The sequence below is a fragment of the Dactylosporangium siamense genome, assembly GCF_016862795.1.
In the GTDB taxonomy this organism is placed as follows: domain Bacteria; phylum Actinomycetota; class Actinomycetes; order Mycobacteriales; family Micromonosporaceae; genus Dactylosporangium; species Dactylosporangium siamense.
On the sequence record NZ_BONQ01000156.1, the window covers coordinates 1 to 23,429 of the forward strand.

The following is a 23,429-nucleotide window of genomic DNA, read 5'->3' on the forward strand; positions in this document are numbered from 1 at the left end:
GGGTCACCACCGACCGACCGCAGGTTAAACAACAAGCTCAGAGCGTGTTTGAGAAGTGGGTCTGTTTGTCATCGGGCGCAACCGCCTGGGTCGATGCCGCCAACGTAGCCGGACGTCTCGGCTGCGGCGTTGCTCATCGCACCTGACCGATGTGCCGGTCTCGACCGCATGACCAACCTCATCGGCTGCTTGTCGCAATCACCGCCGTATCTTCGCCTCGTGGCCTACTTCGCGGACCTGACGCCGTACGCGTACTCGCACTTCGACCACGACACCGTCAGACTCGAATGGGGCAGGCTGCACTACCGGCCGCGGTATGAGCGGCTCAACGTCGGCTGGCTGGACGCCTCGCAGCCGTTCGGCACAGGCCCGGTTCCGGACGGGTTCGCCAGCGCGTTGCTCGACGTCATCGGCAATCCAACCGTCAACGAGACGCGAGGCCTCCACGACTGCGAGTTCTGCCCGCCGGACGCGAATGTCATCGCCGATCCCCGGCCGGACCGGCGGCCTTGGCTTGCGTTCCGCGAGATCAGGCTGCCGGCCCGGCCGGGCGTGATGTTCGCGGCGCCGGCGCTGATCTGGCATTACGTCTCCGCTCACGCCTACCGGCCGCCCGCGGAGTTCGTCGAAGCGGTGCAGCGTTACGACGCCGACTGGGCCACCGAGCCGAGCCCCTGGATCCCACCCGACGCAGAGCGCAAGGTCCGGAACCGCACCCCCATGAACATGATGATTCCATGTGGGAGCTGCGGCCGGATGTTCGAATTGCACTTCACCCCGGTCGGGACTGAACGCAGCGCACCTTCGCTGGCCAGCGAGCAGCTCATACAGCAATGTCCCGACCACGACGGCAAGGAGTGGGGATTCTGGGACAAGGTCCGATGAGGGTGCATCGGTGTGCCTACGTGACCACCGATGTCGATGCCGCCAAATTGGCCGGATGCTCCGGCCGCGGCGGTACCCTTCAGCCCTGACCGACGAGCAGTGGGCACTGGTCGGGCCGCTGCTCCCGGCGCCCAAACGCTTCGGTAGACCGGAAAAGCATCCACGCAGATCCATTGTGGACGCTGTTCTGTACGTGGTCCGCACCGGCAGCGTCTGGCGGTACCTGCCCGGCGACTTCCCGCCATGGCAGACGGTCTACTGGTACTTCAAGCAGCGGGAAGAGTCCAAGGTCACCGAGGCGATGCTCACCACGCTGCGGGAGCGAGCGCGGATACAGCAGGGCCGCAACCCGCAGCCCAGCGCGGGCATCATCGACTCCCAAAGCGTCAAGGGCACGGACACCGTCGGGCGCGGCAGCCGGGGCCACGACGCGGGCAAAAAGATCAACGGCCGCAAACGGTTCAACCACACTCTCAGACACGAGGTAGGCGTCAGGAGGTATGCGATGCGCGGCGCCCAAGTGCGGCCAGATGGCACGACGATCCGCTGGGTGGAGTTTCCCGGCGCCGAACCCACTCGGGTCTATCTGCACGGGCTCGGCGCCTCCTCGCCGGCGTACTACGCGGCGGTGGCCACCGATCCCGCCCTCGCCGGCCGGCGCAGCCTGCTGAGGGCGTCGGCCTCAGCGCCCGCTGCACCGAGGAGCAGGTCGTGCACGGCCCCGGCCGGGCCGAGACGCTGACCCGGGTCGGCCCGGCCTGGGCGGCGACAATGCGCCTCAGCGGTCCGGAGGCGCTGCACCGCACTGCGGCACCCCTCGGCCGCGGCACCACCCCCACGATGCGTGAGCTGCCCATGCCGCGCACCTACCTCCACCCGGCCGGTGCGCGTGCCCTGACCGACGCCGGTGTCCGGGTGATCGCCGTACCTGACGCGGGCCACAACATCATGCTGGACAACCCCGAGGCCTTCGCCGCGGCCACGGCCGCGGCGCTCAAGGCGTAGCCGCGAGCGAGCCGTCCGCAGGTCGGCAGGGTCATCGGGACGGCGTCGCGATGGCAGACTGGGGCTTCGGCATCGCAGGGAGGCGCCGCGCGTGGAATCCCATCAGTTTCGCCGGGCGGACGAGATGTATGCCGCTCAGACCGAACGTATCCGGCGGGACATCGAGGCCAGCGGCATCGGGGTCGTCGCGGTGTCCGAGGCGACCCGGCCCGCCGAGCCGAGGTTCGGCCAGCTCTACTGCGACGACGGCGCGGTGCTCGGCGTCGAGGTCGTCCACGACGCCGGAAACGTCCGGGTGGTCGTGGACACGGCACGAGCGGCCGGCAGCCAGCCGTCCGGGTGGATGGTGGAGCACCGGCTGCGGCGGGCAAGGACCGGGTTCCCGACCCTGGCATGGGTCGAGGACGACGTCACGGTGCTCGTCGACGGGGCACGCGTGGCGGGCCGGATCATCCGGGTCGGCGATCGGTGGTGGGCGGTCCGTTGCCGGCTGGGTGACCTGGAGATCAGTGTCGGCGCGCAGGACTGGCACCCCGACGTCATCGCCGTGGACACCATGGATGACGTGGTTGCGATGCTGGCCCGGCTCCAGCGGCCGGCCACGCCGGGGCGGGGTGAGGTGCCGGCGGGCGGGGAGATTCCGGATCATCTGCGGGGTGAGCCGCACCGGGCGCTGGCCGACATGGTCCTTGCCGTTACCCCCGAGGAGCCCGAATGGCTCGCCGCCCATGCGGTGCGACCCGACCTGCCGTGGTACTGGGGGACGCTGTGGCGCGCGGCCGTGCGGCGCCAGACGGAGCTGACCGACGAGCCGGCCGCGGCCGCCGAACATTCGGTGCGCGGCATGGTGGACCAACTGGCGGGCCTGCGCCGCGAAGCGGCCTGGTTCCGGGAGGAGCGGGCGCTGCGGGAGCGGGCCATCGGCGAAACGCTGCTGCACGGCACCGGGATGAGCGACCGGGTCCCCAGCCGTCCCGCGCAGCTCGCCTGGCGGCGGCTGCGGGACCACGGCGGCCGGGACCCGCAGGCGCACCATGCCGCTCACGAGGAGTGGCTCGCGGCGTGGGCCGGCTGGGCGGAGGGTCAGTAGGGCTGGCCGCACACCAGCCACTGGTCGTCCTCCTTCACGAGCGGGAAGGTGTGCCGCTCGGTGAAGCTGGTGTCGAACGTCAGCACGAGGACGACGGTCGCGGAGACCTTGCCGTTGTAGTTCATCACGTTGACGCCGCCGAACGCGTGGCTGCTGATCTTCGGCTGCTTGGACACGCCGTCGCGGAAGGTCTCCAGGGTGTACTTGGCCTTCGTCGCCTTGCACAGCAGCCCGTAGGCCGCGTCGACGTCGCCGTGCTCGAGGTCCGTCACGAAGGTCTCGGCCGCCGTGCGGGCCGGTTCGGTGGCTCCCTGCACGCCCTTGAACAGGCGGTAGCCGCCGAAGATCGCCCCACCGCAGCACAGGACGAGCACCACGCCGAGCACGATCAGGATCGTCTTCCAGGGACGCTGCGGCCGCGGCGGCTGGGGCACCTCGAACGGATTGGTCACGGTGATCATGATAAGGGGCGCCGGCCGGCGTCGTCATCCCACGAACGTGCGGGTGCCGGCCGCCCCCGTAGCGCGACCGGCCGAGTTCACGACAACTGGGGCGACATCTATCGCCTGCACCTCACCGCCCGGCGCGACCCGGCGGCGGAGGAGTACGTCTTCCACCTGTGGCGCATCGCCGACTCGCCGCCGTTGCCGGACGACGAGGAGTAGGCCGGCGGGCCGGAAAACTGGTTGACGCGCGGTGCCGGGATGCGGCAGTGTGGCCCTGCCCGCGCGCACGGCGTCGGCATGGCGCATGAAGGACTGAAGCCTGTGACCCGGGATGGCCGAGCGGCCGCCTGAGCGTCGGTCGCGCGACCGGGACCTCCCGTCGCGCCGACCATTACAGCGCTGGGCGGCCCACGCGATCGATCGCCCATCGTCAACTTCGCCATGTCTTGAGGTATCACCGTGTCCTTGGATGCCCGCATCCAGCAGTCCGTTGTCGTCAACCTGTCCAACCGGCCCGCACCCGTGCACGTGGGGCCGTTCGTGATCGGGGTGGACCCGACCACCGCGAATCCCAACATCAACTACGCCACGCCGCGTCCCGGTGCGGCCATCACCGGTGCCGACGTCGCCGACCTCGTGGCGGCGTTCCGGGACGCCGACCGCGTCCCGCGCCTGGAATACGTCGTCGGGTGCGCCCCGGAGCTGGAGCCGTTGCTGGTCGCCGCCGGGTTCGCGGTGGAGGCGCGGCACACGTACCTGTGCTGCCGGCCGGAGACGCTGCGGGCGACGGCCACGCCCGAGGGGTACACCTTGCGCGCACCCGACAACGACGGCGAGCGTGCGGCGCTGATCGGCGCGCAGCACGACGCGTTCGGCGGGGGGTCCGTGGCCTCTGCGGAGGACGTGGCCCGGATGCGCCGGGCGCAGGACGCCGGCGGGGTGGCACTCATGGCCGTCACCGGCGACGACGTCTGCGTGGGTGGCGCTCAAGGCATCCCGCCGTCCGGCGGGCTGAGCGAGGTCGCCGGGGTCGCCGTGCGTGCCCCGTTCCGTCGCCGCGGCCTGGCCGGTGCGCTGACCGCCGACCTGACCGGCCGGCTGTTCGGCGCCGGGGTGGAGATCGCCTGGCTGGAGGCCGGCGGCGAGGACTCCTGGCGGGTCTACACGCGGGTCGGCTACCAGCCCGCCGGTCAGCGCCTGTACATGGCGCTGCGCTGATACCGGGCCCCGCCGGCCGGCTCATGCCGACGCCGGCCGGCGGGGCGCCCGGTGTCCGTCACCACGGCAGGTCTTCCTTGACGAGCGGGAAGACGCGCCGCTCAGGTCGCGGCGGCGTAGAGGCTCACCAGTGAGGCGACGGCGTCGCGGTCGCCGGTCACCTCCACGGCGGGGATGAGGCCCAGGCCGCCGAAGACGACCCCGCTCCAGGTGCTCGAGTCCACCGTCACGGTCGCCACCGGATCCGCGACGGCGCCCGCCGCCACGAGCACGACGCCGTCGTGGGCGACGGTGTGGAAGTGCTGCACCGGCGGGTCCGCCCGGCGGGCGTCGTGGAGGCGCAGCACGATCCGCGGCACCCCGGCCGGCGAGGGCGGAGCCATGGTCCGCATGGCCACGACGACCGCGTCGGGGGTCATGCCGCCGGCGGTGTCGGGTGACGGGCCGGCCGAGAACCAGCGGCCCAGCGCGGCGAGGACCGGCTCCAGGCCGAGCCCCCAGTCCGTGACCAGGTATGCGCGGGTGCGGGCGAGGTCCGGCAGCACCACCCGGTCGACGATCCCCGCCTGCTGCAGGGCGCGCAGGCGGTCGGTGAGCACGGCCGGGGTGATGCCGCGGACCGACTCCTGCAGGTCGGCGAAGCGCTTCGGCCCGAGGAGCAGCTCACGCACGACGATCAACGTCCACCGGTCGCCCACGAGGTCGAGGGCGTTCGCGGCGCGGCACGCGTCGCCGAGGCCACCGTAGGTCTGCCTGATCGGCACCGGGCACACCCCTAACTCTGTTCAACCGAGCATCGACTATGTTTAAGATAGCAGCCATGACGTTCATCCCCGCTCCGGCGGTCGTCGACCGCGAGACCTGGCTGCGTGAGCGCGGGGCGTTGCTGCCCCGGGAGAAGGCGCACACCCGCGAGGGCGACGCCATCGCCGCGGCCCGCCGGCGCCTGCCGATGACCGAGATCGAGCCGATCGCGCTGGTCGGGGCGGGTGGGCCGACGCCGCTCGCCGAGATCTTCCAGGGGCGCGACCAGCTCGTGGTGTACAAGCACATGTGGCACGAGGGCAAGCCGTTCGAGGCGCAGTGCCCCGGCTGCACCGCATCCATCTGGGATTTCCACGACGCCGCCTATCTCGAGGCGCGCGGGGTGTCCTTCGCCGTCTTCGGTGAGGGGCCGTATGCGGAGATGGCGCCGTTCCGTGAGTTCATGGGCTACCGCCACGACTGGTATTCGACCCACGGCGTCGACGACCCCGCCTATGCCGGCGGCGGCATCCTGGCCTGCTACCTGCGCCAGGGCGACCGGTTCTTCCTGACGTACGAGAGCACCGACCGCGGCGTCGAGGCCATCATGGCATCGCACAAGCTGCTCGACCTGACCGTCTACGGGCGGCAGGAGGTGTGGGAGGACTCGCCCGAGGGCTGGCCGCAGGAGCCCACCTACACCCGATGGACCCGGGACGGCCGTCCCGTGGCGCAGTGGACCAGGACCGGGGATCCGCAGCACGGTCACTGATCCGCCGAACGGGGGGCGGGCCGGGCTGCGTGCAGCCCGGCCCGCCGGCGCGGATCAGCTGACCGTGACGGCCAGGTCGTCCAGCACGAAGGAGGTCTGCAGCGACGAGTCCTCGGTGCCGTTGAACTTGAGGGTGACCGTCTGGCCCGCGAACGCGTTCAGGCTGTAGGTCTTGGCCTGATACCCGGAGGCCTTGTTCAGGTTGGACAGGGTGCCGAGCGTCGTGGAGCCGGCGGTCACCGTCAGCTTGTCGTACGCCGTCGAGGTGGTCGTCTCGGCGGTGTCGATGTGCACGTAGAAGGTCAGGGTCGCCGAGCAGCCGGCCGGGATGGTGACCGACTGGGAGACCGACTCGGTGTGGGTGGAGCCGTAGCCGAGCAGCCACGCCGAGTACGTGCCGGTGCGGGCCGGCTGGCCCTGGCTGGACCACTGGCCGATGGCGCCGGTCGTCCCGCTCCAGGAGGTGGCCCCCGACTCGAAGCCGGGGTTGAGCAGCTTCTGGCCGCTGCACGTGCCACCGCCGCCACCGCTGACCGTCCAGCCGAAGGAGGCGGTGCCGCTCGCCCCGGTCGTGTCGGTGGCCGTGACCGTGGAGGTGGTCGTCTGCGCCGTGGTCGGCGTGCCCGAGATCAGGCCGGTGCTCGCGTTGATGGTCAGGCCCGCGGGCAGGCCGGTCGCCGAGTAGGTCAGGGTCTGGCCGGAGCCGGACGACGACGCCGAGATCTGCAGCGACTTCGCGGTGCCCACGGTCGCGGTCTGCGCGCCGGGGTTGGTCACGGTGACCGTGTTGCCGGTGCCGGCGGGCTTGGTGAGCAGGCAGCCGGCGACGGTCAGGTCGATGACCCGCGAGGAGTTGAGGCAGGTGGTGAACCAGTAGGTCTGCTCACCGTAGCTCTGGCCCTGGTGGACGGTGACGTTGCCGTTGGCGTCGACCTCACACGGGTTGTTGAGGGTGCAGCTGGCGCCGTCGTCGTTGCCGGTGTTGTTGATGCCGATGACCGCGTTGTCCGACGAGCGGACGATCGGCGAGCCGGACGTGCCGTGGGTGGTCTGGCAGCCGGTGTTGTAGCGGATCGAGTCGTGCCAGGTCCACTGGTCCTCGCGCAGGGTGGGCACGAAGCCGTTGATGGTGCAGGTCCAGACCTGCTTCCAGTAGCTGGACGGGATCGTCATCGCCGTGCCGTCGGCCGGTCGGGCCGCGGCGATCGTCAGCGCGGTGGTGTTGTAGCTCGTCTTGATCTGCGCGAACGTCTGGGTGAGCTGGTACAGCGCCACGTCGGTGTTCGTCATGGTGCCGTAGATCAGCTTGTCGGCGCGCACGGTGCCCAGCGACGTGCCGGTGTTGCTCAGCAGCGTGCCGGTGCGGGTGCTGGTCCGGTTCTGCAGGACCACGCCCGCGTTGATGAAGCCACCCTCGTAGCAGTGGCCGTTGGTGAGCAGCATCGCCCGGTCGCTGTCGACCGAGCTGGGATACCGGACCAGGGAGCCCGAGCAGTTGTTCAGGGCGATGGTCGAGCCCAGCCCGGTGACCTGCACGGCCTGGGCTGGTGCGGGGCCGGCGACGACGCTCGCGGCGCCGGCGAGGATGGCCGCGCCGATCGCGATGACCCGTCTCATGCGCATGGGTGGGTGGTCCCTTCCGGTTGGGGGAAACGCAGCGGGCGTCGCGGGATACCGCGAACACTTCGCCGACCGTCGATGTGGTGATGGCACCATCACATCGACGGGCATGCCGGTCAACGGGGTGGACCCTTTGCGTACCCCCATGGTTGCCGGGCATGCTGCGCGCATGAGTGCGCTGTTGTTCATCGGTGGCCGGGTCTTCGGCGGGGCCGAGGCCGTAGCCGTGACAAACGGGCGGATCGCCGCCGTCGGCGACCGGGCCGCCGTCCTGTCGGAATTGTCCGGCCAGGCGTTCGACGTCGTCGACCTCGACGGCCGGGCGCTCGTCCCCGGCCTGCAGGACGCGCACATCCACCCGGTGTCCGGCGCCCTGGAGCGGCTGCGCTGTGACCTCACCCCGTGGCACGCCAAGGCCGACTACCTCGCCGCCGTCGCCGCGTACCCCGGTGACGGCTGGATCACCGGCGGCGGCTGGTCGATGGCGGCGTTCCCCGGCGGCCTGCCGCACCGCGACGACCTCGACACCGTCGCCCCCGACCGGCCGGTGTTCCTGCCCAACCGGGATCATCACTCGGCGTGGGTGAACAGTCGCGCGCTGCTGATCGCGGGCATCGACCGGGACACCCCGGACCCGGCCGACGGTAGGATCGAGCGGGACGCGGCGGGGGAGCCGACCGGGGTCCTGCACGAGGGCGCCATGGACCTGATCACCGGGCTGCTGCCCGCCGACACCGCCGAGGACTACGACCGGGCACTCGTGGAAGCCCAGCGTTACCTGTTCAGCCTGGGCGTCACCGGCTGGCAGGACGCGATCGTCGGCGCCTATGCCGGCACCCGCGACCAGTTCGACACCTACATGCAGGCGGACGCGGCAGGTGTACTGCGGGCAAGGGTCACCGGCGCGCTCTGGTGGGACCGCGGCGGCGACGAAACCCAGATCGCCGCCTTCGAGTCCCGCCGCGCGCTCGCCCGGCACGGCCGGTTCCGCGCGACCGCGGTGAAGATCATGCAGGACGGGGTGGCGGAGAACTTCACCGCCGCCATGCTCGACCCATACGTCGGTCAGGGCGGGCACTGCGGCCAGTCCAACGTCGACCCGGCCCGGCTCCGCGACTACGTGACGCTGCTCGACGCGGCCGGCTTCGGCGTCCACTTCCACGCCATCGGCGACCGCGCGGTCCGCGAATGCCTCGACGCCGTCGAGACCGCCCGCGGCCACCGCGCTGTTGAGGCAGGTCGCGGCGGCGCCTCCGGCGCCCGGCACCACCTCGCCCACCTGCAGGTCGTGCACCCCGACGACGTGCCCCGGTTCGCCGCGCTCGACGTCACCGCCAACATCCAGGCCCTCTGGGCCACCCACCACGAGCAGAACGACACCCTCTGCGTGCCGTTCTTCGGCCCGGAGCGGGCCGGCTGGCAGTATCCGTTCGGCTCGATCGCCCGCACCGGCGGCCGTCTCGCCGCCGGCAGCGACTGGCCCGTCACCACCCCGGACCCGTGGTGGGCGATCCACGTCGCCGTCCACCGCACCGAACCACCGGTCTCCGGCGAGGCGGACTGGCCCACGTCCCAGGTGCCGATGCTGCCGCGGGAGGCGCTCAGCCTGGAGCAGGCGCTGACCGCGTACACCCTCGGCTCGGCCTACGTGAACGGCACCGACGACGAGACCGGCTCGATCACCGTGGGCAAGGCCGCCGACCTGGTCGTCCTGGACCGCGACCCGTTCGAGCCCGGCGCCGCCCTGTACGAGACCCGGGCCGACCTGGTCTTCGTCGACGGCGACGTGGTCCACGAACGCTAGAGGTCGAGCTTGAACAGCCGTTCCTGACCACCCTGCTCGACCATCAGCTTCGGAATGAAGGGGGCGGCGAAGTAGGAGGTGATCGTCGGTGCGCCGAGCTCGTGCAGCCGCCCGATCGCGGCGGCCCGGTTGCCGGCCACCCCCTCGTCGACCGTGATCAGGTGGAAGCCGAGCTCGCGGCCCTGCGGCAGGAACTCCACCAGGGCGTCCAGCGCATCGGTGTCGGCGGTGACGATGACCCACAGCTCCGGCCCGGTCCACCAGGCCCGGGTCAGCAGGTGCCGGGCGGGCACGTTCGGGCCGGGCAGCCGGCCCCGGAGCAGGTCGGCGACGGTGCCGGCGTCGTCGCCGCCGAAGACCTGCCCGTCCGCGAACCCGGCGACGGCGGCGGTCAACCGCTGCAGGACCTCCCCGACGGCGCGGATCAGCAGGTGTGGGTGCTCGGCGAAGTCGAGCACGCAGTCGCTGCCGTCGTCCTCGTGTGTGCCGATGCGCAGCCGAAGGTCCGGCTCGACCCGCGGCGCCGGCGGCCCGGTCCAGGCGTTGGCCAGCTCGGCGACATACTCGTGATGGTTCCCGCCGACCCGCCGCACCGGCGCCGCGATCTGCACGCGGCCGCCTGCGAGCAGTCCGCGCCCGGGCAGGCCGCCGGGGACCTGCCGGGCCCCGTCGACGGAGAGCTGGGACGTCTCCGGAACTTCGAGCCGCAGCTCGACGACCGTGCCGAACGTGTCGAAGACCTCAGCGGAGAATGCGCTCCACCCGGTCGCGGTCGCCACGACATGGACCTGCGCGATGGTGAGTAGCTCCAGAACCTCCGGATGGTCACGCGCCACTCTCGGAAGGTTGTCGATGATCACCACCACCATCGCAGACCCGGTGCCGAGCGGGCGGTGGCGGAGGAAGGCCACCAGGCGGGCGATGGCGGGTCCGTCGTTGCGATGGAAGACCCCACCGACGTAGGGCAGGCCCGCCACGGTGTTGAGACCTCCGCCGAGGCAGTAGACGTGATACGGCGTGCCCTGGCGCGCAATGGCGGTCACCACGGTCTGCAACGCGGTCGTCGTGCCGCTGCCACGTTCGCCGACGATCGCTGTATGCCCTGCCCAGACTGCCAGGTCAAGCACGAGCGGTTCCTGGCGGTGCTCGTTCGGCAGGTCGATGAGGCCGACCGCGACCCCGTGGTCCGGCAGGTCGCCGAGCGCGACGACCGCCGGAAGAGCGGGCAACAGGATCTGGTGCACGGGTCCGCCGCGGCCGGCCATGCGAGCGACGAGCGCCTCCACCGCGCCCGGGAGCTGTGGGCCCCGGAAGCGGTGCACCCGGTCATCCGCCGTGGTCGTCAGGCGCGCCTCCGGCGGGTCGATTTCGATCCGGAACGTCAGATACGGATCGAGGCCGATGAGCCGGCGCTCCTGCAGGCGCCCGGCGGCCAGCAGCAGGTGGATGCCGAGGACCCGGCCGGCCCGGAGGACCTGCAGGAGCGTGTTGACGGCAGCCGGTTGCGCGTCGAGCAGCCGGTCGAACTCGTCCACGACGATGAGCAGGCGCGGGATCGGACCCGTGGGCCGGTCCTGCCGGCGGGCGATCTCGCCGAGGACGGCGTCCATCAGCCTTGGCACGTCGTCGACGGCGAGCCCGACCAGGTGCGGCAGGGACTCCAGGCCGGCGAACGTGGTGCCGTCGCCGAAGTCGACCGCGAGGATGTTGAGCGCGGCGGGACCGTTGCTGACGGCGAGGCCGAGCACCAGCGACCGGAGCACCTCCGAGGTGCCGGTGCCGGCCGCTGCGGCAACGAGGCCGTGCGGGCCCGTGCCGCCTTCGCTCGCGCCACGCAGGTCGAGCCGGACCGGGCGACCGTCCGGGTCGGTCCCGACCGGCACGGCCAGGTTCGCGGGTCCGGCCCATGCCTGCTCGGGGTCGAACGTCGCCGGATCGATGCCGTGCAGCACGGCGAACGGCACCGGCTGGGAGGCCCCCTTGACGGTCGGAGGGTCCAGCCTGATCCGCCGGGGCACCTGGTCCGGCACGGAGAGCTCGCCGAGGGCACCGGACAGCGTGATCGTCGGCGTGGCCAGGTCCGTCAGCACCCGCACGATCTCGTCCGACGCCCCCAGTGGGGCGAAGGCGACCACCCGCAGCCGCAGTGCCCGGGCATACGGCAGGAAGTCCCGCAGCGCCGCCAGCGGGGCGAGGACATCCTCGGCGATCACCCAGAGGTCCGGCCCGGGCGTCCTGACCCCATCCGGCGACCGTTGCAGCTCCTCGACGACGCGGGCCGTGTCGTGCGGTCCGAGGATCTGGCCGGCGACGGACCGTTCGATCGCCTGCCGGACCGCCAGGCGTTCACCGGGTGAGGCGCCCACGACGAGCAGGTGAGGGTCGGTCGTGAAGTCGACCGTGAACTCCTCGCCGCCGGGCTCGAACGTGCCGAGCCGGATCCGTGGGTACGGCTGATCCACCCGTGCGGCGGCGAGCTCCCGCAGGTACGTGCCGGGGTCCCCGCCGACCTGCCCGACCGGCAGCGCGATCTGCAGCCGCAGGCCACCGGCGACCAGCGCGCGGCCTGGTGGCTCGTATCGCAGCGACCGGGCCGCCGGGACCGAGATCCGGGACGTCTCGGGCTCGTCGAGCCGGAGTTCGACGGTGGTGCCGAACGCCGCGAGGTCGTGGATACGGAACCGGCTCCACCGTTCGTCCGCCGCCACGATCACCGCCCGTCCCGCCGACACCAGATCGCCGAGGGACGGGAAGCTGCGCACGACGTGCGCCCAGCCGTCGATGATGAGCACGGTGTCGCTCGCCGAGCTGAACCGCAGGAACGCGATCAGCTCCGTCACCGCGTCGCGGTGGTGGCGGGGGTCGAAGACGTTGACCACGACCGGCGCGTCCTCCAGCGGGCCGAGGTCGGCACCGATGCAGTACACGCTGACGTGCTGGGCCGAGCGGGACAGGGCGGCGACGACCGTCCGCAACGCGGTGGTCCTGCCGCTGCGGGGCTCGCCGACGATGGCGACGTGCCCGGACGCTCCCGACACGTCGATCGTGAACGGTCCGCGCCGGTGCTCGCGGGGCATGTCGACCTCGCCGATCGTGACGCCGTCGGCCGGCAGGTCGCCGAGCGCCAGCACCGCGGGCAGCGGCGGCAGCCAGATCTGGTGGACCGGGGTGCCGTGCCCGGCCATCCGGCGGACGAGGACGTCGAGGAGCGAGTCGGGGCGCGGGGCGAGGATGTCGTCCCAGGAGGCGGCGTGGACGTCGGACACGTAGGCGGCCCGGAAGCGGCGCGGCCGGCCGTCGATGGCCCGCAGGAATCCATGGCCGGGCCGCGGTGGCAGCCCGGCCGCGTCCGGTGTGCCGATGGCGAGCTGGGACTCGTGCTCGGAGAAGGCGCGCAGGGCGATCCGGACCGACAGGTGGGCGTCGAGGTCGCGCAGGTGACCCGAATCGAGGCGTTCGCACGCCACGACCAGGTGGATGCCGACCTGGCGGCCGAGGCGACCGATGGACGTGAAGGTGTCGACGAGTGTGGGGTCGGCGGTCAGCAGCGAGCCGAACTCGTCGACGACGATGAGCAGACGCGGGCGGAGCCCGGTGAACGGCTGCTGGCGGCGGGCGATCTCGCCGAGGACGACCTCCTTGAGCCGTTCGATGAGCGACATCAGGTCGCCGGAGTCGACGGCGAGCCCGGCGAGGTGCGGTAGGGACTCGAGACCGGCGAAGGTGGCGCCGCCGCGCAGGTCGACCGGCAGGATGTTCAGCTCGGCCGGGCTGTGGTGGACCGCGAGGCCGAGGATCAGCGTGCGCAGCAGCTCCGACTTGCCGGCCCCGGCGGTGCCGACGACGAGGCAGTGCGAGCCGATCCCGCCCAGGTAGAGTCCGACCGGGCGGCCGTCCGGATCGACGCCGATCGCCGCGGTCAGGCCGTCTGCGCCGGTCCAGGCCCGGGCGGGGTCGAACGTCGGCGGGTCGATGCCGTGCAGCGCCGGGAAGGACGCGGCCGGGTAGGTGTCGTCGGGCCCGCCGGAGATGCCGCGTGCCAGGGGCGGCGGGACGAGCCGTTTCACGGTGTCGAGCACCTCGGCGGCCAGGTCGCGCACCGGGCCGTCGTCGACGCGGGCGACCCGCTCCAGCTGCAGGGCGATGGCCCGCACGTCGGCGCCCGGCAGCAGGGCCAGCTCGCCGAGCTCGGCGACGGCCGCGGCCCGCAGCTCGTGCGACGGCGCGTCGGCCGCCGCGACCGCGTCGGCCAGCCGGTCCGGCAGTGACGCCCGCGGTCGCAGGCGGCCGGTCATCGCGACGAACCACTCGCGGGTCAGCGCCGGCCCGCCGGCCGAGGTGCGGTTCGTGGCGAGCCAGTCGGCGGCGCGGGCCGGGTCGACCAGGTTCAGCGCGGTGAGCCGTTGCGCGTGCTCCAGCTCCGGTTGCAGGTGCCATGCGGGGTGCTGGTCGGTGTACTGCTCCAGCAGCACCGCCACCCGGGCCGGTCGTTCGGGGCCGAACCGGGCGGTGAGCGCGGCGAGCAGGGCGTCGCGCAGGGCCGGGTCGATCTCGTAGAGGTCCTCGCCGACCTCGCGGAACAGCGGCGACAGCAGCAGCGCCGCCTCGGCCTCGAACGGCAGGACGGTGGGCGGGTCGAGGAAGAAGTTGATCCGCAGCAGGTGCAGCAGGCCGGCGTCGACCGCGACCGCCACGGCGGCGTGGCACGCCAGCTCCAGGGCGCCGGCGGGCAGGCGGGACCGGGCGGCGGCGAGACGGGCCGCGACGGGGGAGGCGCGGACCCAGGCGGTGGTCACAGCGGCCGGGCCACGGGGAACGGGCGGCCGCGCAGCACGTCGACCGCCTGATACATGCCGGCGCGGGTCAGCGGGAACATCGGCAGGTGCCGGGCGACCTGCTCGGCGGTGCTGCGCCGCCAGCCGGCCGCCGGGACCGGGTTGAGCCAGGCGACGGCGCCGGCCGCGGCCCGCAGCGCCTTGCCGAGGGCGGCGGTGTCCAGCAGCCGGGCCGGGCTGAGCGTGCCGCGGGCGGCGCCGGCGTCGCTGATGACCGCGGCGCCGGTGGTCGCGGTGACCGCGTCGAGGACCTCCCGCAACGGCACCGGCGACGTCAGCGCCGGATCGCGGTACAGAGTGCCGTCCCGCAACGGTGCGAGGGCCGGCAGGACCGCGTCGATCGCCGGGTCGAACGGGTCCGGGACCGCGTGCAGCAGCCCCGGGTCCGCCGCGCCGGCGGTGTTGTGGAAGTAGACGACGGTGAGCGCGCTGAGCCGCCCGGCGCGGCGGACCGCCTGCTCGACGTGCTCGACGTAGCGGTGGAACGGCGCCATCGACCCCTGCCGGTCCACGAGCAGCAGCAGCCGGGTTGTGTTGCGGCGGGCCGGGACCAGCACCGGCGGCACCGGCAGCCCGAGGCGCGCCGAGCGGCGCAGGGTCTCGTCGACGTCGAGCTCGACCGGTGGGCCGTGCCGGGTCGGGCGGCGCAGGCCCCGCCAGACCTGGACGATCTCGCGTTCGGTCAGTGGGTACTGAGGGGTCATGACCAGCGTGGTGTCGGCCCGTCCGGTGCCGGGCGGCGCCGCCGGAAGACCCCGGCCGGGTGCGGCGACCGGTGGCGGTGCGGGTGCGGCGTCGACCGCCGGCGGCGCGGGTGCCTGCTCCATCGGGGGTGCGTCGCCGGTAGCCTCCACCGGCGCCGGTGCGGGCTGGGCCGGCACCGCCAGGGTCCACTGTGGAGCATCGACGCGGGCGAACGCGGCCCGCACCATGTCCGCTTCTGCTTCGGTCTTCGCCCAGAGCATCACGCAGAGCTCAGTCAGGGCGGCGCCGGACGTCCAGCCGAACCCGGCCGCCAGGGCGCGGCGCAGGGCGTCACAGTCGTCCACGCCGATCGGCAGCCCCCGCCGGCGGAGCTGGTCGACGATCGCCAGCACGAACGGCGGCACTCAGCGCTCCAGGCGCAGCGCGTCGGCGTGCTGCTTGATGAGCACCCCCGAGAACGGCAGCCGCCCGGCGCCGGGGCGCGCACCGACCGCCTGCAGGTAGCTGACCCAGTCGAGCAGTTCGCTGAGGCCCGGCTTCTTCGCCAGGTCCAGGGACCGCAGCCGCAGCAGCGTGTCGATCGCCTCCGCGCGGAGCTGGATGTCACCGATGCCGTGCAGGGCGAGGATCGCGTCGAGCTCGGCGGCCGCGTCGGGGAAGCGCACGTGGTGGAACACGCACCGGCGCAGGAACGCGGCCGGCAGGGCCTTCTCCTCGTTGTTCGTCACGACGATGACGGGCCGCAGGTCGGGCCGGTCGGCCGGCACCGCGTGCCGCTCGCCGTGCGCCTCGGGCACGTCGAACGCGAGCTGGTCCAGCTCCCGCAGCAGGTCGTTGGGGAAGTCGATGTCGGCCTTGTCGATCTCGTCGATGAGCACCATCGACCGGCGGCCGTGCCCGGCCCGCACGATCGCCCGGCCGAGCGGCCCGAGCCGGACGTAGTCGCTCTCGGCGGTGGCCGCGCGGCCCAGCTGGGTGTCGTACAGGCGGCGGACGGCGTCGTACACGTACAGCAGGTCCTGGCCACGGCTGGTCGACTTGATGTACGCCTCCTCCAGCGGCAGCCCGAGCGCGTAGGAGACGGCGTGCGCGAGGCGGGTCTTGCCGGCGCCCGGGTCACCCTGCAGCAGCAGCGGCCGGCCGAGCGCGATCGCGACGTTCACCGCCTCCTCCAGGTCGGCGGAGGCTCGGTACGGCTCCCGCAGGCGCGGCTCGAACCGCGGCTGCGGTCCGGCAGCCTCGCCGGCGACCTCGATGTCGCGCCGCTCCGGCAGCTCGGCGAGCCGATCGAAGCGCAGCGACGTGTCGACGCGGTGGCGGGTCAGCATCAGGCCTCCAGGTCCTCGAGGTAGCCGCGTAGCTCGTCCGGCTGGAACCGGACGCGGTCGATACATTCGGCCAGCTCCTCATACGTGTACCGCACGTCGAGCTCCTCGCCGATCCGGCCGACGATGTCCGCCGTCCACGCCGTCGCGAGCGGCCGCGGCCAGCGCTTGTACACGGTCACGTGCGCCGCCCACCGCTCCACGTCCCGGTGCGCGAACCGCGGCGGCGGCAGCGCCGTGACCTCGTCCGGGAACCCGCCGGCGGGCACGCCGAGCAGGAACAGCATGCACCAGCGTTTCGGCTGCCCGTATGCCTCCCGGACCCGCCGCACCAGCTCCGCCACGTCGGCGGCCGGGGTGCCCCGCACCGTCACCGGACAGATCACGTTGCGGGCCGCCAGCACGGCCGGGTAGCGGGTCATCTTCCGCACCGCCGTGTCGACGGAGTGCAGCTCGGCGCTGAGATCGAGCCAGTGCTGCCGGGCGATCTCACCCACGTACTGCCGCAGCCACGCGCACAGGTTGTCCACCACCGCCTGCTCACCGGCGTCGACCCCGAACGCGAGGAACCGCCCGCCGGCCGTGGCCATCTCCTCGAGGATCGCGGTCTTGAGCCGGTCGAGATCGAAGTATGCGGTGTCCAGCAGCTGGTGCACGGGCAGCGCCCGGTCCGACCGCCCGACCACGACGCCCAGGCTGAACCTGCGGACGATCTGCGCCACCGGCACCGCGAACAGCACGTTGGCCGCGGCCGGCCGGGCGTCGCCCGTGGAGGCCCGCTCGCGCACCTGCTCGACCAGCACCCCGACGACCGCACCGTCGACGGTCACGGCGCTGCCGGAGTAGCCGCGGTAGTCGCGCAACGCCTCCGCCACGTGCAGCTGCAGCACCGTCATCTCCGTGCCGCCCTGGTTGACGATGAGATGGTCGGTCGCTGTCACCGTGCCGGTGAGCTGCGCGTCGTGGTTCCTCGGCCGGGCCGTGACCCGCCAGTCGGCGCGCAGCACCGCGTGCTTCAACGCGGGCACGATGGCGAGGGACTCCGCGACCCGGAGCGTCGCGACGTCGATCGTCGGCTCCGCCTGGACCGCCTCGACCGGTAGCCGGACCCCGGCCGCCGTCACGAACTCGAGGTCCTCGGCCGCCCGGTCCCGCACCACGTGCGCCGCCGTGGCGACGATCCGGTCCGTCAGGACGAACCCGCTGCCCAGATCCCGGCCACCGGCGACGATGCGCCCGTCGATCATCCGCTCTGGCCGGCCTCGGCGGCCGGTTCCGCGTCGGGCTTGCGCCGCAAGGTCACCGTCACCTCGAACGTGGCCCCGGTCGTGGCCCGCGACACGACGACCCCGGCCTCGGCGTTGAGCGTGACCCCGAACTTCGCCTGCAGCTCCGCGACCTCCCACCCGGACAGGTCGGGAGTGACGTTCGCGGCGACGGCCCGCACCCCGGCGACGATCGCGGACTGCACGTCGGACAGCCGGTCCCGCAACCGCTCGACGGTCCCGTCACCCCACGAGATCTCCCGCCCGCCGGCGAGCTCGACCACCTGCACCACAACACCCTCAGCCACCGCCGCCTCGCTCATCGCCACACCGTACCGTCGCATGCACGGGGCTCACTACCGGTACTCCGGGCGCCTTGCCCGCGCCGGTGGGCCTGTACGGTCGGCGGCATCGATTCCCGGCGGCAGGCACCCTGGAGGCTGGAACTGATGACGAGCGGGCCCGACCTGCGGTCGACGGTCCTGGCGTGGGAGGACGGGGAGCGGGACCGGTGGTGGTCGCGGGCCACGGCGCTGGAGCACGGGCGCGAGCAGCCGGACTGGGGCGCCGCGGTGGCGCGGGCCGACGATCTGTCGAACCTGACCCCGGCGCAGCTGTCATGGCTGATCGTGCGGGGGCCGGAGTCGTCGGCGCGGGCGCTGCTGGGCAAGTCGCTGATCCTGCTGCGCCATGGACAGCGCATCGACCTGGACCGGGTCGCGGTCGCCCGGTTCGGACTGGACGCGCTGCCGCTGGTGCTGCGCGACGCGGGCGGGGACGCCGACCGCCTGGGCCTGCTGGTGCTGCCGTTCCGGGGCGCCGAGGTGGCCACGCTGATCGCGGGCTGGCTCCGGCACCTGGGCTCGGCGCGGCTCTGGGCGCGGCTGTGGCTGCAGCGGCACGCGGACGTGGCGATGCGGACGCTGACGCCGGTCGCCGAGGGGCGCCCGGGCCGGGCCCAGCAGCAGGCGGAGGACGCGCTGCGCTTCCTGGAGGCGGCGTCCGGGGTCCCGTCGTTGTTCGCGGTGCCGGCGTATGCCACGCGCAAGGGCCGTCCGCCGGCCTGGACCCGCCCCGATCGGCTGCCGGAGCTGCAGCGGGCCGGCGGCGGGGCGCTGCCGCACGACCAGGTGGCCCGGGTCGTGGAGGCACTGGGCTGGTCGCGCCTGGCCGGACCGCCGGAGCCGGCGCCCGGATCCGACGGTGCCGTGCCGGTGGCCGTCGAGTCGTCGGTGGCCACGCAGCCCCTCGTCCAGCCGGCCGAACCGGAGGCCCGCGAGCGCATCGCGGGCTGCGACCCTGCCAGCCTGGCGGCGTTCGGCCGGGCCGTGCTGCACGAGTGGGTGGAGGACGGGGCGCCGCCGGCGGAGTCCTGGGCGCTGCTGGCGCAGGCGCACATCGGCGACGACGCCACCATGGACGTGCTCGCGCCGCTGGTGCGATCGTGGCCGGCCCTCAGCCGCTACGCGCGGGCGATCGACGGGTTCGCGGTCCTGGCCACCGTAGGCACGGACGCGGCGCTGCGGCAGCTGGTGGCGATCGAGGAGAACATGTCGGGCGGGGCGACGAACGAGCGGGCCACCAACTACCTCACGCAGGCCGCCGCCCGGCGCGGGCTGTCCGTGACGCAGCTGGCGGACCGGCTGGCGGCCACCCACGGCCTCGACACCGGCGTCACGCTGGACTACGGGCCGCGCGCGTTCACGGTGGTCACCGACGACCACCTCAACCTCCGGGTCGTGGACCTTGCGGGGCGGCCCGTCGCCAGGCCACCCAAGCCGGGTGTGAAGGACACCGATCCCGACGCGTACCAACGATTCCTGCAACTGAAGAAGGACCTGCGCGCGACCGTGGCGGCGCAGAGCACCCGGCTGCAGCGGGACCTGCTCGCGCGGCGGTTCCGGCCGGCCCGGGACCTGCCGGCGGTCGTGCTGCCGCACCCGATCCTGGGACCCCTCGCGCGGCGGCTCCTGTGGGGCGAGTACGACCAGCGGCGCCGCCTGATCCGGGCCCTGCGGATCGCCGAGGACGGCAGCTTCGCCGACCTGCACGACTCGGCGGCGACCGTCGACGGGGACGCACTGCTCGGCCTCGTGCACCCCGCGGACCTGGGCCCGGACCTGGCCCACTGGATGCAGCTCTGCACCGACTATGAGATCCTGCCGCCGTTTCCGCAGCTGCACCGGCCGGTGGTGACGCTCACCGAGGCGGAGCGCGCCGCGACCGGCCTGACCGGGTTCGGGCCGCTTTCGACCGGGCGGGCCCTGGAACTCATGCACCGCAGAGCGTGGCGGGGCAACGGTTCGTCCTTCGTGCCGAGCCGGCCGCACACGCAGCTGGCGCACGACCTGCCGGACGGGCTGTCGCTGCTGGTGGAGATCACTCCGGGGGCCGACTCGGCGTTCAACGCGCCGTCGGACCAGCAGGTCACCGAGATCTGGCTGGACGATGCCTGGTCGGACCACCTGCAGCTGGCCCGGCACCTCCCCCTGGGCACCGCCGACCCGGCCGCGTTGTCGGAGTTGCTGGTCGAGCTGCGCGGCGGGTCAGCCTGACGCCGACACGTCCAGGGCGGCCTCCCGGACGTCCGGGTCGGCATGGCGGCGCAGCTCGTCGAGCCGGCGCAGCTGCGGCGCCGGCCAGCGCTCCTGCGTGGCGGCGAGCCGGAGCCACAGCAGCGCCGCGGCGAGGCCGGGACGCCCGGCGAGGTGGTCGAGGACCGCGGCCAGGCGGGCGGGCTCCGTCAGGCGGGGCAGGCCCCGCCAGGACTCGACATCGAACCGGTGCGGCCGGTCGTCCACGGCGTCGAGCAGCCGGTCCCACAGCGCCTGGTCCGGCCCGGCGCCATCGGCTTCCGCGAGGTCGCCGAGGGCGAGGTGGGTCAGCAGCCGCACCCGCACGCTGGGCAGGTCGCACGGGACGAGCCCCCGTTCGAGCACGCGGGCGGCGGCGCGCCGGGCGGCCGGCGGCGTGTGCGACAGGCCGAGGGTCAGCGTGGTGGCCAGGCCGGCCAGCCGGCGCCGGACCGTCACCGGGTCGCGGTCCGCCTGCACCGCGAGCACCTCCACGGTGGCCGCCCAGGCGTGGTCGCCGGCCGGGGTGCCCAGGGCAGCGCCCAGGGTGGACCGCGCCGCGCCGGACACGTCGTCGGGGTGATCGATGCCGACCATCCGGGCGACCACGTCGAGGCCCTCGGGTGCGTAGCGGGTCCAGCGCGCGTATCCGATCAGCACCGCCGGGTCGCCGGTGTCGAGGGCACGGACCAGCAGGCGGGCCATGGCCGGCCGCCGATCGGCGGGGACCCGCTCGACCGGCGTCGCCAGGATCGCGGCCCGGACGGCCCCGGGTTGTGCGCCGGGGCGCAGCGCCGCGGCGAGGAGCTCCGCGACGCCGCCCGTGGTCTCGACGGACGGGACCAGGGTGGCGGCCACCGTGGCGCGGACGTCGCGGTGCAGGTCGGGCAGGCGCCAGGCGTCGACGAGGGAGGCCACGGCCGCCGGGGTGCCGAGCGCGCCGAGGGCCCGCACGGCCTCCTTCGCCGGTGCGAGCCGGCCACCGCTGCGCAGCGTGGCGGTGAGGACGCCGACCGCGGCGGCGTCGGTGACGGTGTCCAGCGCGGCCCGCAGCGCCCGGGCGGCGGCCCGGGCCCGGTAGCCGACGGGGTCGTCGACGCGCTCCGCGAGATGGGTCAGGCCCTGCGTGCCGCGGGCCAGGGCGCCCAGCGCGGCCGTGGCGACCCCGCCGTCGTCCGCCCCGGCGAGAGTGACGAGCAGCTCCGGGTCGTCGAGCACGCGGACGGCCGCGATCCGGTCGGCGGGTGCGACGGACGGGTCGGTGGCCTGCTCGGCCGCGGCGTCCAGATACCAGGTTCGCTGCGCCGGTCGCCAGGCCCGCAGCGCCGCAGCGGTGGCCGGGAGCAACGGCCGCAGCGACCGCACCGCGGCGTGGTCGAGCAGGCTCGTGTGCCGGGTGGTCAGCAGGCGGGCGATCTCCGGCACCCGCGCGACCGCCGGATCGTGCTCCAGCAGGGTCCGCAGCCGCTCGGCCCGGTCCGCGGGGGCGCCGCCGACCCACAGCCGCGCCGCCTCCCGCGCGATCTCGGGATCCGTGGCGCCCAGCGCGATGTCCCGCATCCGGTCGCCGAGGTCCAGCCCGAGCTGCGCCGCCACCGCCAGCAGCGCCCGGCCGTCGAGGTCGCGGCGGGCGAGGTCCCACACGGCGGCCTGGACGTGCGGCCGCAGCCGTGGCGCGCCGTACCACGGGCCGAGGCCCCGCATGGTGCGCGCGTACACCAGGAAGACCTCGGCCGCCCGGGCCACCTCGGCGGCACCGGCGTCCTGGCGGTGCGCCGCGCCGAGCGCGACGGTGAGGGTGCGGGTGAGCCATTCGTCGATGTCCAGCCACGAGCCCGGGGCGGCGTCGGGGCGGGTGAGGACGGCGTGCACGACGGCGGCGATCACCGGCACCGGCACGGCGGTGACACTGCGGGCGGGTGCGGCGCCGAGCAGGCTCAGCACCGGGTGCTGGACGAGGTGCTGGTCGGTCCAGGCGCGCCCGGCCCGGCCGATCGCGTCGGTGTCGGCGGCCGGGTCCGGGTCGAGCATCGCGCTGCGCAGCAGCGCCAGCCAGCCACGCTCCCGCTCGTCGGGGCGGTGGCTGTGGGTCATGCTCAGCAGGGTGTCGCGGACCTCCTGGTACGGCAGTAGCGCGAGCACCTCCGGATCGCCGGGGCGCTCCGCCAGCAGCGTCCGTGCCCCGGCCACCCGGTCGGCGAACGGCAGGGCCATGAGCTCGACGACGGACGGACCCGGCAGCGGGCGGCGGCGGGCGGGTGGCAGCGCGCCGAGCAGCGCGGCACGCCCTTCGGCGTCGGTGAGGCGCGCGAGGGTGTCGAGGTCGGCGGCCGGCAGCCGGCGGACCGTGCGGCGGGCCCGCCGGGGCAGCCGGGGCAGGCCGTGCGACGGCGTCGGGAACCACCACCACGTGCGGTCCCGCAGCGCCGCCGCGACGGCGGCCGGGGTGCCGAGCTCGTACCAGTGCCGGTCCGGGGACACGATCGCGGCCGCGGTCGGATCGCGCCGCAGCGCGGTCTCCACGGCGTGCCGCCGGTCGAACCACCGCAGCGCCGGGTCCGTGGCGCCGTCCTCGACCAGCCGGCGCGCGACGGCGACCGGCGCCACCCGGGCCAGGCGGTGCAGGTCGTCGACCGTGACCCGCAGCGCCGGCAGCCACCGCTCGACGGCGTCGGGGGAGCAGGCCGACAGGAGCAGCGGCCGGTCCCGGGCGGGGACGAGCGGCAGCAGCGACCCGGCCAGGTCCCGGCGACCGGACCGGCGCAGCACGCGGTACACCTGCCGCCGGATGACGAACGGTGCGCTCAGCGCGAGGCGGCGCAGCGCGGCGTCGGACACCGGGAGGCGGACCGCCGCGGACAACGCCCGGCCCAGCAGGTCGACGTCGTCGAGGGCCCGCTCAACCGCGGCGACGTCGCGCCGCACGACGGCGAGGAACAACGCGTCCTGCCGGTCGTCCACGTCGCCGGCGGACAGTCGCGTGTGGTGGGTTTGGTACTGCGCGGCGGAGAGGCTGAGCGCGAACCGGGCCAGTTCCCGCCGCCGCGAGGGTGCGTCGATGGTGTTCAGGCGGTCACGATAGCGCAAAGGCATGGTGGGCGGTGACCGCCAAGACACCGCCCACCATGCCGGTCTGTGTGCC

General features: G+C 73.8%; 16 protein-coding genes and 2 pseudogenes. 9 read left to right on the forward strand and 9 right to left on the reverse strand.

Going from position 1 to position 23,429, the window contains the following annotated elements; all coding sequences use genetic code 11:
- Positions 1-168 precede the first annotated feature (168 nt).
- The 5 genes and pseudogenes from Dsi01nite_RS47665 to Dsi01nite_RS47680 all read left to right on the forward strand — a co-directional run bounded on the left by Dsi01nite_RS47665 (position 169) and on the right by Dsi01nite_RS47680 (position 2,980).
- Positions 169-885, forward strand: a complete 717-nt coding sequence (locus tag Dsi01nite_RS47665) for a DUF7919 family protein (RefSeq protein WP_203853117.1) — start codon at positions 169-171, stop codon at positions 883-885.
- 55 nt (positions 886-940) lie between these two features.
- Positions 941-1,142, forward strand: a pseudogene (locus Dsi01nite_RS59040) (transposase); the annotation flags it as partial.
- Positions 1,143-1,213: 71 nt separating this feature from the next.
- Positions 1,214-1,345, forward strand: a pseudogene (locus Dsi01nite_RS59045) (IS5-like element ISFal3A family transposase); the annotation flags it as partial.
- A 251-nt stretch (positions 1,346-1,596) separates the two neighbouring features.
- Positions 1,597-1,890, forward strand: a complete 294-nt coding sequence (locus tag Dsi01nite_RS57930) for a hypothetical protein (RefSeq protein WP_239136831.1) — start codon at positions 1,597-1,599, stop codon at positions 1,888-1,890.
- Between the two features lie 91 nt (positions 1,891-1,981).
- On the forward strand, positions 1,982-2,980 hold the full coding sequence (locus tag Dsi01nite_RS47680) for a hypothetical protein (protein WP_203853118.1): 999 nt from the start codon (positions 1,982-1,984) through the stop codon (positions 2,978-2,980).
- Here Dsi01nite_RS47680 and Dsi01nite_RS47685 read toward each other — a convergent pair.
- The gene (locus tag Dsi01nite_RS47685) at positions 2,974-3,432 is read right to left on the reverse strand and encodes an Rv0361 family membrane protein (RefSeq protein ID WP_203853119.1); all 459 of its coding nucleotides are present in this window, start codon (positions 3,430-3,432) and stop codon (positions 2,974-2,976) included. The genes Dsi01nite_RS47680 and Dsi01nite_RS47685 overlap by 7 nt on opposite strands.
- Positions 3,433-3,885: 453 nt before the next feature.
- Here Dsi01nite_RS47685 and Dsi01nite_RS47690 point away from each other — a divergent pair, with 453 nt between their 5' ends.
- Positions 3,886-4,644, forward strand: a complete 759-nt coding sequence (locus tag Dsi01nite_RS47690; RefSeq protein WP_239136833.1) for a GNAT family N-acetyltransferase — start codon at positions 3,886-3,888, stop codon at positions 4,642-4,644.
- A gap of 101 nt (positions 4,645-4,745) precedes the next feature.
- On the opposite strand, the gene Dsi01nite_RS47695 is transcribed toward Dsi01nite_RS47690, so the two are convergent.
- On the reverse strand, positions 4,746-5,408 hold the full coding sequence (locus tag Dsi01nite_RS47695) for a winged helix-turn-helix transcriptional regulator (protein WP_203853120.1): 663 nt from the start codon (positions 5,406-5,408) through the stop codon (positions 4,746-4,748).
- A gap of 56 nt (positions 5,409-5,464) precedes the next feature.
- On the opposite strand from Dsi01nite_RS47695, the gene Dsi01nite_RS47700 reads away from it, so the two are divergent.
- On the forward strand, positions 5,465-6,160 hold the full coding sequence (locus Dsi01nite_RS47700) for a DUF899 family protein (RefSeq protein WP_203853121.1): 696 nt from the start codon (positions 5,465-5,467) through the stop codon (positions 6,158-6,160).
- 54 nt (positions 6,161-6,214) lie between these two features.
- On the opposite strand, the gene Dsi01nite_RS47705 is transcribed toward Dsi01nite_RS47700, so the two are convergent.
- A complete protein-coding gene (locus Dsi01nite_RS47705; RefSeq protein WP_203853122.1) occupies positions 6,215-7,783 on the reverse strand; it encodes a putative Ig domain-containing protein in 1,569 nt (522 codons plus the stop codon).
- A gap of 166 nt (positions 7,784-7,949) precedes the next feature.
- Between Dsi01nite_RS47705 and Dsi01nite_RS47710 the strand changes: the two genes are divergently transcribed.
- Positions 7,950-9,584: an amidohydrolase gene (locus Dsi01nite_RS47710; RefSeq protein ID WP_203853123.1), complete on the forward strand. Its 1,635-nt coding sequence runs from the start codon at positions 7,950-7,952 to the stop codon at positions 9,582-9,584.
- Here the strand turns inward: Dsi01nite_RS47710 and Dsi01nite_RS47715 are convergent.
- From Dsi01nite_RS47715 to Dsi01nite_RS47735, 5 genes are read right to left on the reverse strand one after another with little or no spacing between them, the layout of a single operon-like run.
- Entirely contained in the window at positions 9,581-14,380 is a 4,800-nt protein-coding gene (locus Dsi01nite_RS47715) for an FtsK/SpoIIIE domain-containing protein (RefSeq protein WP_203853124.1), read from the reverse strand. The two genes, Dsi01nite_RS47710 and Dsi01nite_RS47715, sit on opposite strands and share 4 nt — an antisense overlap.
- Positions 14,377-15,528, reverse strand: a complete 1,152-nt coding sequence (locus Dsi01nite_RS47720; RefSeq protein ID WP_203853125.1) for a VWA domain-containing protein — start codon at positions 15,526-15,528, stop codon at positions 14,377-14,379. Before Dsi01nite_RS47720 ends, Dsi01nite_RS47715 begins: the two co-directional genes overlap by 4 nt.
- Positions 15,529-16,452 (reverse strand): AAA family ATPase, encoded by a 924-nt coding sequence (locus tag Dsi01nite_RS47725; protein ID WP_203853126.1) that lies wholly within the window; start codon positions 16,450-16,452, stop codon positions 15,529-15,531.
- Positions 16,452-17,696 carry a S1 family peptidase gene (locus tag Dsi01nite_RS47730; RefSeq protein WP_203853127.1) on the reverse strand — a complete coding sequence of 415 codons (1,245 nt, stop codon included), beginning with the start codon at positions 17,694-17,696 and terminating at the stop codon, positions 16,452-16,454. Before Dsi01nite_RS47730 ends, Dsi01nite_RS47725 begins: the two co-directional genes overlap by 1 nt.
- Positions 17,693-18,037: a CU044_2847 family protein gene (locus Dsi01nite_RS47735; RefSeq protein ID WP_203853128.1), complete on the reverse strand. Its 345-nt coding sequence runs from the start codon at positions 18,035-18,037 to the stop codon at positions 17,693-17,695. The genes Dsi01nite_RS47730 and Dsi01nite_RS47735 overlap by 4 nt, the downstream gene beginning before the upstream one ends.
- Before the next feature lie 126 nt (positions 18,038-18,163).
- Between Dsi01nite_RS47735 and Dsi01nite_RS47740 the strand changes: the two genes are divergently transcribed.
- The gene (locus Dsi01nite_RS47740; protein ID WP_203853129.1) at positions 18,164-20,269 is read left to right on the forward strand and encodes a DUF4132 domain-containing protein; all 2,106 of its coding nucleotides are present in this window, start codon (positions 18,164-18,166) and stop codon (positions 20,267-20,269) included.
- Here Dsi01nite_RS47740 and Dsi01nite_RS47745 read toward each other — a convergent pair.
- Positions 20,261-23,374, reverse strand: coding sequence for a hypothetical protein (locus tag Dsi01nite_RS47745; RefSeq protein ID WP_203853130.1), 3,114 nt, complete (start codon positions 23,372-23,374; stop codon positions 20,261-20,263). The genes Dsi01nite_RS47740 and Dsi01nite_RS47745 overlap by 9 nt on opposite strands.
- Between the last annotated feature and the right edge of the window lie 55 nt (positions 23,375-23,429).

Excerpts from the sequence above, each read along its gene's own strand:
- Dsi01nite_RS47665 (WP_203853117.1), top strand. The coding sequence starts at position 169 with ATGACCAACCTCATCGGCTGCTTGTCGCAATCACCGCCGTATCTTCGC.
- Dsi01nite_RS47700 (WP_203853121.1), top strand. The coding sequence starts at position 5,465 with ATGACGTTCATCCCCGCTCCGGCGGTCGTCGACCGCGAGACCTGGCTG.
- Dsi01nite_RS47705 (WP_203853122.1), bottom strand. The coding sequence starts at position 7,783 with ATGCGCATGAGACGGGTCATCGCGATCGGCGCGGCCATCCTCGCCGGC.
- Dsi01nite_RS47710 (WP_203853123.1), top strand. The coding sequence starts at position 7,950 with ATGAGTGCGCTGTTGTTCATCGGTGGCCGGGTCTTCGGCGGGGCCGAG.
- Dsi01nite_RS47725 (WP_203853126.1), bottom strand. The coding sequence starts at position 16,452 with ATGCTGACCCGCCACCGCGTCGACACGTCGCTGCGCTTCGATCGGCTC.
- Dsi01nite_RS47730 (WP_203853127.1), bottom strand. The coding sequence starts at position 17,696 with ATGATCGACGGGCGCATCGTCGCCGGTGGCCGGGATCTGGGCAGCGGG.
- Dsi01nite_RS47735 (WP_203853128.1), bottom strand. The coding sequence starts at position 18,037 with ATGAGCGAGGCGGCGGTGGCTGAGGGTGTTGTGGTGCAGGTGGTCGAG.
- Dsi01nite_RS47740 (WP_203853129.1), top strand. The coding sequence starts at position 18,164 with ATGACGAGCGGGCCCGACCTGCGGTCGACGGTCCTGGCGTGGGAGGAC.